Below are 14,216 nucleotides of genomic sequence, written 5' to 3'. Positions count from 1 at the left end.
TGAAAGGGCGCGCGATCACAACGCGCAACCCTGCCATTGCAGCAGAACGCCTGCGGCGGCGGCCTGACTTGCCTCAATCGGCAGCGGAGGCCCTAACGTGCGAGGCGGACGCGGCGCTTATGCTGAAATGGCGCCTCGGCATCGCGGAGGAGGACAGTCATGACGGACGAATTCAAGCCCGGCGACAAGGTCGAGTGGCACTCGTCGCAGGGAACCGTGCGCGGCACGGTCAAGCAGAAATTGACGGCGCACACGGCGATCAAGCAGCATGCCGTGGCGGCGTCGCCCGAGCATCCGGAATACCTCGTCGTCAGCGACAAGACGGGAGCGGAAGCAGCGCACCGGGGCAGTGCGCTGAAGAAGGTCAACTAGCGGTCCCGTTCAATCGCGCTCGATATCCGCATTCGCGTCGTTGCGGATGAAGCCGGCATCCTGGATGGCGAACACCTTGTCCGGGATCGTCTTGTGATCGACGTGCGTCACCCGCCACACGGTGCGGCCGTCCGCGGCCTGGATCAGCAGCGGCAGCTTCGCCGTCGTGCTCCAGCACACGTGCGTCGTCTGCGTGCCCTGGACGAGCGCGACCCATTCGCAGGCGCCGATGGCGCGTGCGGCCTCGTGCGGCGAGGCGGCCGGCACGAGGCGGTAGCCGCCCTTTGGATGGCGCAGGCCATGGCCGAGATCGAACCAATCGGTGAACTGGCCGATGCGGTACAGGTTGTCGCGGTCGATGTCCGTGCGGATTTTCTTGCCGAGATCCAGCACGGACAGCCGGTAGTCCGGGCTGCCCGGCGTACGCAGCGCGAAACTCTCGGCCTTGTCGTCCGTGCGGCGGCGGATGCGGCGCTCGCCGTCGCGCCAGACTTCCACGTGGTGTTCGGCACCGCCGGCGAGATAGGCGGCCTCGAAATGGGTGGCCGCCGGCTCGCCGCGCGTGCTGAAGACGTGGTCGAAGTCCAGCGTGGCGGCGCTGGACAGGGGCGCGGACAAGACGGCCGCGGTCACCATGCAGACAGGAAGGGCGTACTTCATGTCAGTTGCGCACCGCGCGGGCCGAGTCGAAGTAGCGGTACGACTTGCCGCCCACGGTCAGGTCTTTCACCGAGAGCTCGATGCTGTACGTGCCCCTGGCGAGCGCCGTGTCCTTCGCGGCGCCGGTCGGATCCGTCGGCAGCTCGAACGTGAGGCCGGTCGCGGCGGCGGCCGGGGTCACGGTCGACGGCGTCACCGTCGGCTGGTCCTTCGTGGCGGGCGTCGCCAGGCCTTCGTTCAGCACGCGGCCGTCGGCCTGCGGCATGGACAGGCCGAGCAGGTACGCCACGGTCGGTGCCACGTCGACGTTGCCGGACGGCGTCGTCACGACTTTATTCGTCAGGAACGATGGGCCGTTGGCGATCAGCGTGTTGTGCACGTCCGAGATGCCGAAGCTGCCGTGCATGCCGCGCTGGCCGCCGACGCTTTCGAACTCGATGCCCGGCATGCCCTGCACCGCCGTGTTGTAATCCCACGAGAACGACACGACGACGTCCGGCTGGCCATTGTTCTGGCGCTTCGCGTTTTCCAGGTTCACCTGTGCCAGCGACAAGGTACCGGGGATGCTGCCGTAGCGGCTGTCGACGAAGATCGCCCCGTATTCCTCGCGCTGCTGCAGGAACGTCACGAGCTTCTGGACGGTGGCCGCGTCGTGGCCCGGCACGTAGAAGTAGTCGGACCCGCCGTTCGCCGCGACGACGATGCCGTTGGCCGGCAGGCTGCCCGGCGCGGGCACCTTGAAGCTGGCCACCGGCTTCGCGAGCGCCGCGCTGATCGCCTGGTACTTCGTGTTCGCGCTGCCGCACAGGCTGCCGCTCGTGTCGACCTTGACGGGGATGACGGGCTTGCCGTCGGCGCTGAGTCCATACATCGCGCTCGTCGAGCATCCGGAACCGTCATAGGCCGCGAAGCCGCGGTAGGTCAGCAGGTCGGCCGAGCGCACGTCGCCGGAGAACGAGTAGCCGTTCGGATCCGCAGCGCCGATTGCCGCGCCGCTCACGCCGCCGCTGGGCACGGTGCTTGAGGCCGTGATGGCGCGCAGTGGGAACGTCGCCACCGGACCGGAAACGCTGGAGTGGCCGTGGTCGGACACGACGACGATATTGGTCGAGCTGTCCAAGCCGTTGGCGCGCAGCGCGGCGATCAGTTCGCCGAGGCGTGCGTCCTGCGAGCGCAGGCCGGCCTTCATGTTGGCGCTGCCCGGGCCGTAGCCGTGTTCGACGTTGTCCGGCGTGCGGAACCAGATCAGCGACAGCATCGGCTTCTTCTGCGGCAGGATATATTGCGTGTACACCGACATCATGTACTTGTTGGCCGCGTCTTCCGGCGCGCCCTGCGTCGTGTCGGCCGAATCGCGCGCCGCGATGGCGACCCTGCCGTCCGGGTCGAACGCCGTCGTGTTGAACGTGACGTAGCCGGCGCGCGCCGTCGGGTTGCCGTTATTGCCGGCGAGCGTGACGGCGTCGCTGCCCGAATAATTCTTGACGACGTTCGAGGGCAGCGCGAAGCCCGCTCCCTGCAGCTCGGTGACGAGGCTGCGCGGCTGCACGGTGTTCTCGTCGAGGAAGACGCCGCCCTTGCCGAGGTCCTGCAGGTACGCGGCGCCCGACTTGCCGATGGTGGCGGTCGTCAGGCCGGCCGCCTGCGCGGTGGCGAACAGGCTCTTCACGAGCAGCAGCTGGCCGCCGTAGTAATCGTTCAGCGTGGCCAGCACCGCATAGTCCTCGGTGAACACGGGGTCCTGGTAATCCTGGGCACTGCCGCCCGCGCCGCTGCCGGCCGGGATCGTGTTGGCGCTGCCCTGCGGCGGCGTCCAGAACGTGTTGCCGTAGAAGCCGCTGGTCTTCGGGAACGACCCCGTCGCGAACGACGACGAATTCATCATCGTGAAGGTCGGGTAGGTCGAGTGGTTGTCGCTGAAGTTCACGCCGCTCTGGCGCAGCGCGTACAGGTTCGGCGTGTCCGTCGCGTTGACGGAATCGGGGCGCAGGCCGTCCCACACCATGACGATGGTGCGGGTCGCAGTCGGCGTGGCCGGCGCGGTCGTGCTGGTATTCGGCGTGGTGGATGCGGTCGTGGTGCCGCCGTCGCTGTCGCTGCCGCAGGCAGCCAGCAGGATGCCGAGCGCGAGCGGGGTAATGAAGGTCGTTGCTAACCTCACGAGGGATCTCCTGGTCGGGTGGGAATCGAGCGCAGGATGGGCGAGGGGCGTGACAGGTTCGTGACAGCAGGGCCCGGCGGCACATTACGTTACAAAGTTAATCCTCCGGTAATGTTAGTAGGTCAGCGTCACCAGCGACACCGCCTGCCTCGGCAACTGCATCCTGACGGTCGCCGTGCCGTCCGTGGTCTGCAGCGTCGACGCCGGAGCGAGCTCCGCCAGCTCGCTGGCCTTCTGCAGTTCGGCCACCTGCGCCGGCGTCGGGTTTGCGGGCGAGCCCATGCGCTTCCACGCGGCGTACGAGTTGCCGTGCTCCTGGTCGATGCGGTAGTGGCGCATCTGCACCCGTTGCGCGGGAATGCCGGCGATCCGCAGTTCGACCGGTGAGCCGGCGTCGATGATGTCGTCGTCGTGGTAATTCCAGACCAGGACGGACACGCTGTGTGCATCCTTCGCCGCCAGCGCATCGATGTCGGTGCGTGCGCCGCGCACGCCGGCGGCCTGGATGCGGGCCGCGTCGTAGGCGCGGTCGCCCGTCACCGCCACGCGCTCGCCGCGCATCTTGCCGAGCATGCGGAACACGTTCAGCACCGGCTTGTTGACGCCGTTGGTCGCCAGGTCGCGGAAGCCCGCGAACCACGGCTGGTCTTCGAACTCGAACGACCAGTTCACCGCGCCGATCAGGTTCACGCCGCGCCGTGCGGCCAGGTCGTATTCGCGCGCGATCGACGCGGCCGTGTAGCTGGCGTACAGCGTGCCGTTGCGGTAGGCGTTTTCCGGGTTGGTCTGCATGCCGCAGGCGGCGCAGCCTTCCGGGTCGGATTCGCCGATGATGACGGGGACGTTCTTCAGCTCCGGGTACTTTTCGACGAGCGCGAAGCCTTCGTCGAGGTGGCGGAAGTGCGCGTCCATGCCCATGCGCACGATGCCGTCGACGACCTTCGGCGCGCCCTTGGCGTGGAAGGCGACGAAGTCCAGCGGCGTGCCGGTCTTGCCGGTCGCGTAATTGGTCTCGTGCAGGCAGTGCTGCAGGAAGTCGTCCATGAAGCGGCCCGCACCGGCCGTGTGCGGCCCGCCGATGCGCGCCGTCGGCAGCGCGCGTTTCACCGCGTCGGCCGCGTAGTCGTACATCTTGAAGTACTCGCGCTTCGTGTCCGGCGCGATGAGGTAGAGGCCGTCCGGTTCGTTCCACACTTCCCAGTACCAGCTCTCGACTTCCTTCCGGCCATAGCGCGCCACGCTGTGCTTGACCCATTGGTAGAGCAGCTCGGACCACTTGGCGTAATCCTTCGGCGGCGTGGCCCAGCCCGTCATGATTTCCTTGTAGGGCGTGCCCGGCTTCCAGTGGTGGCGGTAAGGCTGCGGGCGCTGCGACAGCGCTTCCGGCATGAAGCCGATCTGCGCCAGCGGCTTCATGCCGCGTTCGATGTACGTGTCGAAGATGCCGTCGATGATCGTCCAGTCGTAGACCGGCTTGCCGTCCTTGTCCTCGCTGTACATATTCGTCGAGCCCCACTTGAGCGCATAGCTGCCGTCGCCCGACGTCATGAGGTTGTGCGCGCGGACGTACACGGGGACGGGGCTCAGCGCGGCGATGTCGCTCAGCAGCTTTTTACCGTTGGGCGCCGTCGTGTAGTTCGGTTCGTCGTAGCCGAACCACGCCCAGATGGGCGTCATGGGGCCCTTGACCTGCGTGGCGTCGATGGCCAGCCTGACCGGCTGTGGCGTGGAAGGTTCGGCGGCGTGCAGCGGCGCGCAGGCCGCGAGGAGGAGGGCGGCGAGGTGTCTCTTCATTGTCGTTCTCGTGGGATCGGTCCGATGGGGTGATGCTAGGCCGATCCACGATGGCCGTCCAATGACGGTTTTTCCGGTGTCGATACCGGATCGGATATCGCCCGCTCAGCTCTTGCGGACGAATTCCGACTTCAGGCTCATCGCGCCGAAGCCGTCGATCTTGCAGTCGATGTCGTGGTCGCCGTCGACGAGGCGGATGTTCTTGACCTTGGTCCCCTGCTTGACGACGCCGCCGCCGCCCTTCAGTTTCAGGTCCTTGATGACGGTGACGGTGTCGCCGTCCTGCAGCACGTTGCCGGCCGCGTCGCGCCACACGCGGGCCGTCTCTTCAGCCGCCGCGTCGGCCTTGACGGGCCATTCGTGCGCGCATTCCGGGCAAACGTAGTTGCCCATGCCGTCTTCGTAAGTCAGCGTGGAACCGCAGGTGGGGCAGGGAGGCAAGGTCGTCATGGCAGGGTGTGCAAGGGACAGTGGAATGCAAAACGCCAACCGCAGGGGTTGGCGTTGCTGGAATTCTTGGTGGCCCGGGGCGGAATCGAACCACCGACACAAGGATTTTCAATCCTCTGCTCTACCAACTGAGCTACCAGGCCAAGGCGGCGCAGTATAGCACGGCTTAACAAAAAACCCTAATTTTTTGCTGCGGCACGTTCCTCATGCTGGCGATCGAGCGCCAGGCGCAGCTCCTTGCGCGCCTTCGCTTCCTTGTGGCGGCGCAGCTCGTCCGGCCCGAACGGGCGCAGCGGCGGCACGGGGACGGGCTGCTTGTCGTCGCCCACGGCCACCATCGTGAAGAAGCAGCTGTTCACGTGGCGCACCTGCTGCGTGCGGATGTCCTCGGCCACGACCTTGATGCCGATTTCCATCGACGTGCGGCCCGTGTAGTTCACGGCGGCCAGGAACGTCACCAGCTCGCCCACGTGGATGGGCTGGCGGAACGTCACCTGGTCGACGCTCATCGTCACGACATAGGTGCCGGCATAGCGGCTGGCGCAGGCGTAGGCCACCTGGTCGAGCAGTTTCAGGATGTTCCCGCCGTGCACGTTACCGGAAAAGTTCGCGGTGTCCGGCGTCATCAGGACCGTCATGGTGAGTTGGTGGGCAGGCAGGTTCATGGCGTCGAGCGTAAAGATGAAGAATAGGAGGATGTTGCCTGAGAAACCCGGTTGCGGCAACAACCCCTATCCTTTGGTCAGAACGCTTCCCAGTCCGCCTCCACCGTGGCAGGGGTCTTGCGGGCGGCAACGGGCTTCCGTGCCGGCCGGGCTGGGGGCGCGGGCGCGGCAGCGGGCGCCGCGCGGCGTGCCGACGGCAGCGCCGGCTTCGGCGCCGGTTGGGCCTTCGCCTCGACCCGGAACACTTCCACCAGCCCGGCCAGCGCCTGCGCCTGTTCATGCATCGCCCGCGTCGCGGCCGCCGATTCCTCGACGAGCGCCGCGTTCTGCTGCGTGACGCCGTCCATCTGCACGATGGCCTGGTTGACCTGGCCGATGCCGCTGGCCTGTTCGCGGCTGGACGCGACGATCTCGTTCATGATGCCGGTGACGCGGCCGATGCTGTCGACGATGTCGCGCATCGTCTGGCCGGCCTGCCCCGCCAGGGTCGCGCCGTCGGCCACGCGCTGGGTGGAGGCGTCGATCAGGTCCTTGATCTCCTTCGCGGCGGCGCCCGAGCGCTGGGCGAGGGCGCGCACCTCGGCGGCGACGACGGCGAAGCCGCGTCCCTGCTCGCCGGCGCGCGCCGCTTCCACCGCGGCGTTCAGGGCCAGGATATTCGTCTGGAAGGCGATGCCGTCGATGACGGCGATGATGTCGACGATGCGCGCGGACGACGCATTGATCGCGCCCATCGTGTCGACCAGCTGCCCGACCATCGCGCCGCCCTGCTGCGCCACGCGCGCGGCGTCGCCGGCCATGCGGTTGGCTTCCTCGGCGCTCGTCGCGTTCTGGCCGACCGCCTGCGTCAGTTCTTCCATCGACGACGCCGTTTCTTCCAGCGCCTGCGCCTGGCTTTCCGTGCGGTGCGACAGGTCCTGCGCCTCGCCGGCCATCGTCGTGGCCGCGGCGACGATCGTGCCGGTGCCCGCGCGCACGTCCGCGACGATGCCGGCGAGGCTCGCGCGCATGCGCTCGAGGGCGGCCATCAGGCTGTCCCTGTCGCCGGCGGCCACCGGCACGGCCACGCACAGGTTGCCGCCCGCGATCTCGGCCGCCACCTGCGCGGCGCGGGCCGGTTCGCCGCCCAGGCGCCGGAACAGGACGCGCGCGCACAACGTGCCGGCGGCTATGCTGAAGACGAGCGTCGCGAGGCACAGCGCGGTGAGGACGTGGCTGCTGCGGTCCGCGGACGCGAGCACGGTGGCGACGCGGGTATCGATCTCCTTCTGCTGCAGCTCCAGCAGCGCCTTGACCTGGCCGAGGTACGCGGTCACGGCGGGCACGAATTCGTCGTCGAAGAACTTGCGGGCCTCGGCATCGTTGCCCGCCTTCTTGAGCGCCATCACGCGGTCGCGCGTGACGATGTAGCGCTGGCGCGCCGTGCCGATCCGCTCGAACACGGCGCGTTCTTCCGGCGTGCCGAGCAGGTCGCCGACCTGCTTCTGCAGCGCGGTGGTGCGCGTCGTCGAATCCTGCGTTTCGGCGGCGTAGTAGGTCGCGAGTTCCGGATCGGCGGAGCGGGCGATGGCTCCGGTGCGCTTGGCGGCGACCGACGTGTTCAGCAGCCAGCCGGAAATCAGCCGCTCCTTCACGAGCGGACGCTGCGTGAGCGCCTGGGTGTCGTCCGACAGGACCTGCAGGCGCCAGATGGCGATGGCCGTCGCGAGGAACGACAGCACGATGACGACGGCGAACGCGAACCTGAGCTGGTTGCGCACGCCGATGGTGGCGATGGATTTCATGGGACTCCTTGGGTTTCCGGGCAACAAGAGTCAATGAAAATCGCAACGGGGCCGGTCCGCCTTGAGGCGACTCAGGACAGTGCCGGATCGATGGCATGCCCATCCGGCGCGGGTGAAATCGGCTAGGATGGCAACATGGCTATCCTTCTTGTCCCCGGCTTCATGGCCGATGAAACGTTATGGGACGACATGGTGCCGGCGCTGGCGCGCTTCGGTCCCGTCGTCCATGCCGACCTGCGCCACGACACGTCGGTCGAGGCGATGGCGCGCCGCGTCCTCGCGACGGCGCCGCCGACCTTCCTGCTCGTGGGTTTTTCGATGGGCGGCTATGTCGCGCGCGCGATCGCGCGCCAGGCGCCCGACCGGGTGCGCGCGCTCGTGCTGATGTCGACGTCCACCCGCGGCGACACGGCCGCGCTGCAGAAGCGCAAGGGCGCGATCGGCAACGCGGCGCCGTCCATCGCCTTCAGCGGCCTCAGTCGCACGGCCGTCGCCACGTCGCTGCATCCGAAGCAGCGCGATAACGACGCGCTGATCGAGCGAATCCGCGCGATGGGCATGCGCCTCGGCGGTGAGGTGTTCCGGCGGCAGTCGCTGCTGGACCGGCCGGGCGACCTCGAGCGGTCAGGCGAGATCCGCTGCCCGACGCTCGTCGTGGCGGCGGAAAACGACCAGTTGCGCAGCCTGGCGGAAGCGCAGGAGATGACGGCCGCCATCCCCGGCGCCACGCTCGCCATCATCGAGGACACGGGCCACATGATTCCGATCGAGGCGCCGCAGCGCCTGCTCGACGTCATCGTGCCCTGGCTGGCCGCGCACGCGGAAGGCTGACGCTTACGCCTGGTTCTGCAGCGCGCGGATCGCCTCTGCCACGCCCTGGCCGTACGCCGTGTCCGCTTTCAGGAAATGGCCGATCTGGCGATCCTGCGTGGCGGCATCCGCATTGGACAGCGAACCGGCGATGTTGGCGATGAGGTTGCGCTTGCCTTCTTCGGTGAGCAGGCGGAACAGGTTGCCCGCCTGCGTGAAGTGGTCGTCGGTGGCGCGGGTGTCGTAGCGGCCTGCGTTGCCTTCCACCGGCCAGCCGGCGTCGCCGTGGCCGAAGCCGCCGACGGCCGGGACGTCCGCATGCACTGGGTCATAATTCGGCGCCGCGCCGCCGTTGGCGACGGCCATCGCGCCGTCGCGCTGCTGGTTGTGGAACGGGCAGCGCGGACGGTTCACCGGCAGGTGCTGGTGGTTCGTGCCGACGCGGTACAGCTGGGCGTCGTGGTAGGCGAACAGGCGCGCCTGCAGCATCTTGTCCGGGCTGTAGCCCAGGCCCGGCACGATGTTCGACGGCGACAGGGCGGCCTGCTCGACGTCGGCGTGGTAATTGTCCGGATTGCGGTTCAGCTCCAGGATGCCGACGGGGATGCGCGGGAATTCGCCCTGCGGCCACACCTTGGTCAGGTCGAACGCATCCCAGCCTGTCTGCGCTTCCCAGGCGGCGCGCCGGGCGTCGTCCATCACCTGGATCTCCACGCTCCAGCGCGGGTAGTCGCCTGTTGCGATCGCGTTGAACAGGTCGCGCTGCGCATAGTCCGGGTCGACGCCGGCGAGGCGCTGGGCTTCCGCCGCCGTCAGGTTCCTGATGCCCTGCAGCGTCTTGAAGTGCCACTTGACCCACACGCGCTCGCCCGCGTCGTTGATCAGGCTGTAGGTGTGGCTGCCGAAGCCGTCCATGTGACGGTAGCCGTCCGGCGTGCCGCGGTCCGAGAACAGGATCGTCACCTGGTGCAGGCTTTCCGGCGCCTTGCTCCAGAAGTCCCACACGTTCTGCGCGGATTTCAGGTTCGTCTGCGGATCGCGTTTCTGCGTGTGGATGAAGTCCGGGAACTTGATGCCGTCCTTCAGGAAGAACGTCGGCGTGTTGTTGCCGACCAGGTCCCAGTTGCCTTCCTCGGTGTAGAAGCGGACGGCGAAACCGCGCGGATCGCGTTCCGTGTCGGCCGAGCCTTTTTCGCCGCCGACGGTCGAGAAGCGCAGGAACGTTTCCGTCTGCCTGCCGATGGCCGCGAACAGTTTCGCCTTCGTGTACTTGCTGACGTCGTGGGTGACGGTGAAGGTGCCGTATGCGCCCGAACCCTTCGCGTGCACGACGCGCTCGGGGATGCGCTCGCGGTTGAAGTGCTGCAGCTTCTCGATCAGGTGGAAGTCCTGCAGCAGCACGGGGCCGCGCGGACCGGCCGTGATCGAGTTCTGGTTGTCGGTGACGGGAATACCGGAGGCGGTGGTCAGTTGGGTCATGGCGGCTCTTTCATGGTTAAGCTATCGTCGAATATTCATCGATAGCTGTGATCTATTCATGACCATGGTAGAGCTTGCGGGGCATTCGTGCAAACTATCCGTTTATATGGATCTAATAGATAAAATTAATTACCTAAAAGCATCCTCGTAGCAGCGGACTATTGCTCGAACACCGGGGTCAGAGCCCGATTTTGGTAAATTTCCCAAATCAGGGCTCTGACCCCAGTTTGATTTAGATCAGGCTCAGCGTGACGTCGATATTGCCGCGGGTCGCGTTCGAGTACGGGCACACGATGTGGGCCGCGTCGACCAGGTCCTGCGCCACGGCGCGGTCCAGGCCAGGCAGGCTCACGGCCAGTTCCACGGCCAGGCCGAAACCGTTCGGGATCGGGCCGATCGAGACGCTGGCGTCGATCGACGCATCGGCCGGGACGACCACTTTCTTCTGGGCGGCGACGAACTTGATGGCGCCCATGAAGCAGGCCGAGTAGCCGGCGGCGAACAGTTGTTCCGGGTTGGTGGCATCACCCTTGCCGCCCATTTCCTTCGGCGGTGCCAGGCGGACGTCCAGCAGGCCGTCGTCGGTGCGGGAGGCGCCTTCGCGGCCGCCGGTGGTGTGGGCCTTGGCGGTGTACAGGACTTTATCGAGTTTGGTGGTCATGGCGTTATCCTTTCAGTGGTTGAGTTCGTACTGCACATAAATCGTCTTACATTGCGCCGGCGAGCCTGGCGCGCATCGCTTGAATCTCGCCGACGAGTCTTACAACATCCTGCACGTCGCAACCGGTGGCGCCCAGGATGCAGGCCGGAATGCCGGCCGCGTCGTCCTTCAGCGCTCGCGCCGCGGCCGTCAGCCGGATCACCACGCGGCGCTCGTCCTGCGGATCGCGGGACCGGTCGACCAGGCCCTGGGCCTCGAGCCGCTTCAACAGCGGGGTCAACGTCCCGGAATCGAGGTACAGGCGCTCGCCGATGTCCGACACGCTCAGGCCGTCGCGCTCCCACAGCACCAGCAGCACCAGGTACTGCGGATACGTCACGCCCAGCTTGTCCAGGTGCGGCTTGTACACCTTCGTCATCGCCAGCGATGCCGAATGGAGTGCGAAGCACAACTGGTTGTCGAGCAGGAGAGCTGCGTTTGCGTCGTTCGTTTCCATGGGTTGAACTATAGCGTGCAATTCAATTGTGCGCAATATGTTTGTTTTTATGAACGCCATAGCCTGGCTCAATGATCAGTGCGGCGTGCCGAAGACTTGCGTCCAGTAGGCGGTGCGGTTGCGGTTCTGCGGATTGATCGCGTAGGCCGCGCCCATTTCCGTGAACGTGGGATTCATGATGTTGGCGCAGTGGCCGGGGCTGTCCAGCCACGACGCGACGGCTTCCTCGGGCGTGCGCTGGCCCGATGCGATGTTTTCCCCGACGCGCGCCCAGCGGTAGCCGGCTTTCGTCGCCCGGTCGGCCGGCACGCTGCCGTCCGGCTGTTTGTGGTTGAAGTAGTGCTTCTGTGCCATGTCCGTACTGTGCATGAGGGCGGCCTGGCCCAGCAGCGGGTTCCACGTGAGCGGACCGGCCGGGCCGAACGCCTGCGTCCCGCACGTGCGCGGTTGCGCGCGCGCCGCGTTCACGAGCGCGAGGATGTCCCGGCCGGCGTCCGGCCATTCGGGCAGCGGCGGAATGACGACGGGCCGCGCCAGCACGATCTGCCAGTCGTCACCGACGTGCGCCGTGCCCACGGCCGCAAATTCCGCGGCGCGCAAGGTGCGGCAGTATTTTTGTGCGATGACGTCCATTGCGGCGCGCGCATCCGGCGGCCCCGTGACCGTGATCGCCTCGGCATGCGCGGCCTCGTAGCCGGCGCGCTGCAGGGCGGATTCGAGGAAGGTGCCGGGGCCGATGCGGATGCGGGACAGCGCCGGCTCGACGTTCAGCACGGCAACCGGCGCTGCCGGCGCGCCGTCGCAGGTACCGGGCGCGGTACGGTACGCATTGATCAGATTGGCGAGCTCGTCCGCACGCGCGGGCGCGGCGGCGGCCAGCGTGGCGGCGAGCAGGAGTAGGCGGGTGAGGGCAGGCATGGTCCTCACCCAGATGGGGACGCCGGCGCGCCGCGGCAAGGCGCGCGATGCGGCGCCGATCGCCCAGGTGAAATCCGATCCGCACGCGTCGTCGGCATGCCGCGTCGACGGCAGCCTGCGCAACCACCCGGGCGTCTACGACGCGTTCGCCGTCAAGCCGGGTGACCGGATGTACCTGGCGCCGCAGGGCCGCGTCGTGTTCTGGTAACGCGTCCGGTTCAGTGCCGCAGCGCGCTCGCCGCGGCCGTCAGGTCCGGCCGGTCGGGGCGGAACGCGCGCTCGGCCGACGCCGTGTCGTACAGCGAGTCGACGCGGATGAACTTGTCGTCACGCATGGTGAACACGTGGACCCACTGGCTGTCGTAGCTGCGTCCGGTGGACCTGACCATCCACATGGCCTCGCCGAGGACGACGACCTTGTCGTTCTCCGCGATGACGTCCTTGATGACGAAGCGCGTGGGCTGCATGGCCGTGAGCAGCACGGAAAAGAAACGCCCGACTTCCGCCTTGCCGTGGAAGCTGCCGGCGAAGGGCACGGCGTCGGCGTCGGGGCCGATCCACTCGGCGTCGTCGTGTGCATAGGCGAGCATGCCGGGAATGTCGCCGCTCTGGAACAGCCGGTAGCCTTCCAGGACGAGCCGTTTGTTGTCTTGTGCGTCCATGTCTCTTTCTCCTTGTGATTGTGGTGCGGCGGGGCCGCTTCATGCAGCCTAGACGCACGGCGCGGGAAGTCAAGAATAGTGTGTGACTTTTGGTTGTCGTAAACGGGGTCGCTGGGCATTACAATCGAGACATCACCCTGAAGGAATAGCCCATGCGTCTGATCTGCTTCGCCACCCTGTTGTCGCTGGCCTGTGTGCCGGCCGCCCACGCCCAATCGCAAGTGAAGATCGGCAGCGCCTCGCCGCTGTCCGGCCCCAGCGCGCACCAGGGCAAGGACATCGAGAACGGCGCGCGCCTCGCGATCGACGATTTGAACGCGCAGGGCGCGGCGATAGCCGGCAAGAAGGTCAAATGGGTGCTGCAGGCCGAGGACGACGGCAGCGATCCGAAGCTCGGCACGGCCGTCGCGCAGAAGCTCGTCGATGGCGGCGTCGTGGCGGTCGTCGGTCACCTGAATTCCGGCACGACGGTGCCGGCCTCGAAGATCTACGACAGCGCCGGCATTCCGCAAATCTCCCCGGCGGCCACCACGCCGCTGTACACGCACCAAGGCTATAAAACGGCATTCCGCATCGTCGCCAACGACGACCTCGTGGGCCGCGTGCTGGCCAGCTACGCCATCAACACGCTGAAGGCGAAGAAGATCGCCATCATCGACGACCGCACCGCGTTCGGCCAGGGCCTCGCCGACCAGTTCGCGAAAGACGTCAAGCGTTTGAAAGGCGCGGAGATCGTCAGCCGCCAGTTCACCAACGACCGCGCGACGGATTTCAATGCGATCCTCACGCAGATCCGCGCGCGCCGTCCGGACGTGATCTTCTACGGCGGCATGGACGCGACGGCCGGCCCGATGCTCAAGCAGATGCAGGCGCTGGGCATCACCGCGAAGTTCGTGTCGGGCGACGGCGTGTGCTCGGAAAAGCTGCCGCAGCTGGCAGGCAGCGCGCTCGGCGACGACAAGGTGGTGTGCGTGGTGGCGGGCGGCGTCGATGCGCCGCTGGAGGCGGGCATGGCGGCCTTTGCGGACCGCTACAAGAAGCGCTACGGCATGGGCTTCCAGACGTATGCGCCGTACGCGTACGACGCGACGATGACCTTCGCCGCCGCCATGCGCGCGGCCGGATCGTCCGACCCGGCGAAGTTCCTGCCCGCCCTCGCAAAGATCAAGTACCAGGGCATCACGGGCACCATCGCCTTCGATGCGAACGGCGACCTGCGCGATGCGGCTCTTACGCTATATACCTACCGCCGCGGCCAGCTGACGAAGTTGCGGGTCGTGCGCGACAGCGTGAACTGAGCGGAC

15 protein-coding genes and 1 tRNA gene are annotated in these 14,216 nt (G+C 67.0%); 4 read left to right on the top strand and 12 right to left on the bottom strand.

Going from position 1 to position 14,216, the window contains the following annotated elements; all coding sequences use genetic code 11:
• Positions 1 to 159: 159 nt before the first annotated feature.
• Positions 160 to 372, top strand: coding sequence for a DUF2945 domain-containing protein (locus ACEN9H_RS26845; RefSeq protein WP_413672700.1), 213 nt, complete (start codon positions 160 to 162; stop codon positions 370 to 372).
• A 9-nt stretch (positions 373 to 381) separates the two neighbouring features.
• Here the strand turns inward: ACEN9H_RS26845 and ACEN9H_RS26840 are convergent, their stop codons facing one another.
• The 7 genes from ACEN9H_RS26840 to ACEN9H_RS26810 form a co-directional block, all read right to left on the bottom strand.
• Positions 382 to 1,032, bottom strand: coding sequence for a hypothetical protein (locus ACEN9H_RS26840; protein ID WP_413672699.1), 651 nt, complete (start codon positions 1,030 to 1,032; stop codon positions 382 to 384).
• A gap of 1 nt (position 1,033) precedes the next feature.
• Positions 1,034 to 3,193 (bottom strand): alkaline phosphatase family protein, encoded by a 2,160-nt coding sequence (locus ACEN9H_RS26835; protein WP_413672698.1) that lies wholly within the window; start codon positions 3,191 to 3,193, stop codon positions 1,034 to 1,036.
• Between the two features lie 114 nt (positions 3,194 to 3,307).
• On the bottom strand, positions 3,308 to 4,987 hold the full coding sequence (locus ACEN9H_RS26830; RefSeq protein WP_413672697.1) for a GH39 family glycosyl hydrolase: 1,680 nt from the start codon (positions 4,985 to 4,987) through the stop codon (positions 3,308 to 3,310).
• Positions 4,988 to 5,092: 105 nt separating this feature from the next.
• Entirely contained in the window at positions 5,093 to 5,437 is a 345-nt protein-coding gene (locus ACEN9H_RS26825) for a zinc ribbon domain-containing protein YjdM (RefSeq protein WP_105380867.1), read from the bottom strand.
• Positions 5,438 to 5,504: 67 nt separating this feature from the next.
• Positions 5,505 to 5,580, bottom strand: a tRNA-Phe gene (locus ACEN9H_RS26820).
• 36 nt (positions 5,581 to 5,616) lie between these two features.
• Positions 5,617 to 6,102 carry an acyl-CoA thioesterase gene (locus ACEN9H_RS26815; RefSeq protein WP_056129259.1) on the bottom strand — a complete coding sequence of 162 codons (486 nt, stop codon included), beginning with the start codon at positions 6,100 to 6,102 and terminating at the stop codon, positions 5,617 to 5,619.
• A gap of 77 nt (positions 6,103 to 6,179) precedes the next feature.
• Positions 6,180 to 7,886 (bottom strand): methyl-accepting chemotaxis protein, encoded by a 1,707-nt coding sequence (locus ACEN9H_RS26810; protein WP_413672696.1) that lies wholly within the window; start codon positions 7,884 to 7,886, stop codon positions 6,180 to 6,182.
• Between the two features lie 135 nt (positions 7,887 to 8,021).
• On the opposite strand from ACEN9H_RS26810, the gene ACEN9H_RS26805 reads away from it, so the two are divergent.
• Positions 8,022 to 8,717, top strand: coding sequence for an alpha/beta fold hydrolase (locus ACEN9H_RS26805; protein ID WP_413672695.1), 696 nt, complete (start codon positions 8,022 to 8,024; stop codon positions 8,715 to 8,717).
• A 3-nt stretch (positions 8,718 to 8,720) separates the two neighbouring features.
• Here the strand turns inward: ACEN9H_RS26805 and ACEN9H_RS26800 are convergent, their stop codons facing one another.
• The 4 genes from ACEN9H_RS26800 to ACEN9H_RS26785 form a co-directional block, all read right to left on the bottom strand.
• Positions 8,721 to 10,175, bottom strand: a complete 1,455-nt coding sequence (locus tag ACEN9H_RS26800; protein WP_056129269.1) for a catalase — start codon at positions 10,173 to 10,175, stop codon at positions 8,721 to 8,723.
• A gap of 232 nt (positions 10,176 to 10,407) precedes the next feature.
• Positions 10,408 to 10,836 carry an organic hydroperoxide resistance protein gene (locus ACEN9H_RS26795; protein ID WP_056129272.1) on the bottom strand — a complete coding sequence of 143 codons (429 nt, stop codon included), beginning with the start codon at positions 10,834 to 10,836 and terminating at the stop codon, positions 10,408 to 10,410.
• Positions 10,837 to 10,882: 46 nt separating this feature from the next.
• Positions 10,883 to 11,332: a MarR family winged helix-turn-helix transcriptional regulator gene (locus ACEN9H_RS26790; RefSeq protein ID WP_413342409.1), complete on the bottom strand. Its 450-nt coding sequence runs from the start codon at positions 11,330 to 11,332 to the stop codon at positions 10,883 to 10,885.
• A gap of 75 nt (positions 11,333 to 11,407) precedes the next feature.
• Entirely contained in the window at positions 11,408 to 12,250 is an 843-nt protein-coding gene (locus ACEN9H_RS26785) for a CAP domain-containing protein (RefSeq protein ID WP_413672694.1), read from the bottom strand.
• Between ACEN9H_RS26785 and ACEN9H_RS26780 the strand changes: the two genes are divergently transcribed.
• Complete coding sequence (locus ACEN9H_RS26780; protein ID WP_413672693.1) at positions 12,249 to 12,458, top strand: M13-type metalloendopeptidase; 210 nt, start codon at positions 12,249 to 12,251, stop codon at positions 12,456 to 12,458. The two genes, ACEN9H_RS26785 and ACEN9H_RS26780, sit on opposite strands and share 2 nt — an antisense overlap.
• Positions 12,459 to 12,468: 10 nt before the next feature.
• Here ACEN9H_RS26780 and ACEN9H_RS26775 read toward each other — a convergent pair whose 3' ends face one another.
• Entirely contained in the window at positions 12,469 to 12,912 is a 444-nt protein-coding gene (locus tag ACEN9H_RS26775) for a nuclear transport factor 2 family protein (RefSeq protein WP_413672692.1), read from the bottom strand.
• Positions 12,913 to 13,064: 152 nt separating this feature from the next.
• Between ACEN9H_RS26775 and ACEN9H_RS26770 the strand changes: the two genes are divergently transcribed.
• Positions 13,065 to 14,210 (top strand): branched-chain amino acid ABC transporter substrate-binding protein, encoded by a 1,146-nt coding sequence (locus tag ACEN9H_RS26770; RefSeq protein WP_413672691.1) that lies wholly within the window; start codon positions 13,065 to 13,067, stop codon positions 14,208 to 14,210.
• The last annotated feature ends 6 nt before the right edge of the window (positions 14,211 to 14,216 follow it).

The organism is Massilia cellulosiltytica (genome assembly GCF_047325105.1).
Lineage (GTDB): Bacteria > Pseudomonadota > Gammaproteobacteria > Burkholderiales > Burkholderiaceae_D > Telluria > Telluria orientalis.
This window is presented reverse-complemented; position numbering and strand designations above follow the sequence as displayed.

Excerpts from the sequence above, each read along its gene's own strand:
- ACEN9H_RS26795 (WP_056129272.1), bottom strand. The coding sequence starts at position 10,836 with ATGACCACCAAACTCGATAAAGTCCTGTACACCGCCAAGGCCCACACC.
- ACEN9H_RS26840 (WP_413672699.1), bottom strand. The coding sequence starts at position 1,032 with ATGAAGTACGCCCTTCCTGTCTGCATGGTGACCGCGGCCGTCTTGTCC.
- ACEN9H_RS26845 (WP_413672700.1), top strand. The coding sequence starts at position 160 with ATGACGGACGAATTCAAGCCCGGCGACAAGGTCGAGTGGCACTCGTCG.
- ACEN9H_RS26775 (WP_413672692.1), bottom strand. The coding sequence starts at position 12,912 with ATGGACGCACAAGACAACAAACGGCTCGTCCTGGAAGGCTACCGGCTG.
- ACEN9H_RS26780 (WP_413672693.1), top strand. The coding sequence starts at position 12,249 with ATGGTCCTCACCCAGATGGGGACGCCGGCGCGCCGCGGCAAGGCGCGC.
- ACEN9H_RS26790 (WP_413342409.1), bottom strand. The coding sequence starts at position 11,332 with ATGGAAACGAACGACGCAAACGCAGCTCTCCTGCTCGACAACCAGTTG.
- ACEN9H_RS26785 (WP_413672694.1), bottom strand. The coding sequence starts at position 12,250 with ATGCCTGCCCTCACCCGCCTACTCCTGCTCGCCGCCACGCTGGCCGCC.
- ACEN9H_RS26815 (WP_056129259.1), bottom strand. The coding sequence starts at position 6,102 with ATGAACCTGCCTGCCCACCAACTCACCATGACGGTCCTGATGACGCCG.
- ACEN9H_RS26770 (WP_413672691.1), top strand. The coding sequence starts at position 13,065 with ATGCGTCTGATCTGCTTCGCCACCCTGTTGTCGCTGGCCTGTGTGCCG.
- ACEN9H_RS26800 (WP_056129269.1), bottom strand. The coding sequence starts at position 10,175 with ATGACCCAACTGACCACCGCCTCCGGTATTCCCGTCACCGACAACCAG.
- ACEN9H_RS26805 (WP_413672695.1), top strand. The coding sequence starts at position 8,022 with ATGGCTATCCTTCTTGTCCCCGGCTTCATGGCCGATGAAACGTTATGG.
- ACEN9H_RS26830 (WP_413672697.1), bottom strand. The coding sequence starts at position 4,987 with ATGAAGAGACACCTCGCCGCCCTCCTCCTCGCGGCCTGCGCGCCGCTG.
- ACEN9H_RS26825 (WP_105380867.1), bottom strand. The coding sequence starts at position 5,437 with ATGACGACCTTGCCTCCCTGCCCCACCTGCGGTTCCACGCTGACTTAC.
- ACEN9H_RS26810 (WP_413672696.1), bottom strand. The coding sequence starts at position 7,886 with ATGAAATCCATCGCCACCATCGGCGTGCGCAACCAGCTCAGGTTCGCG.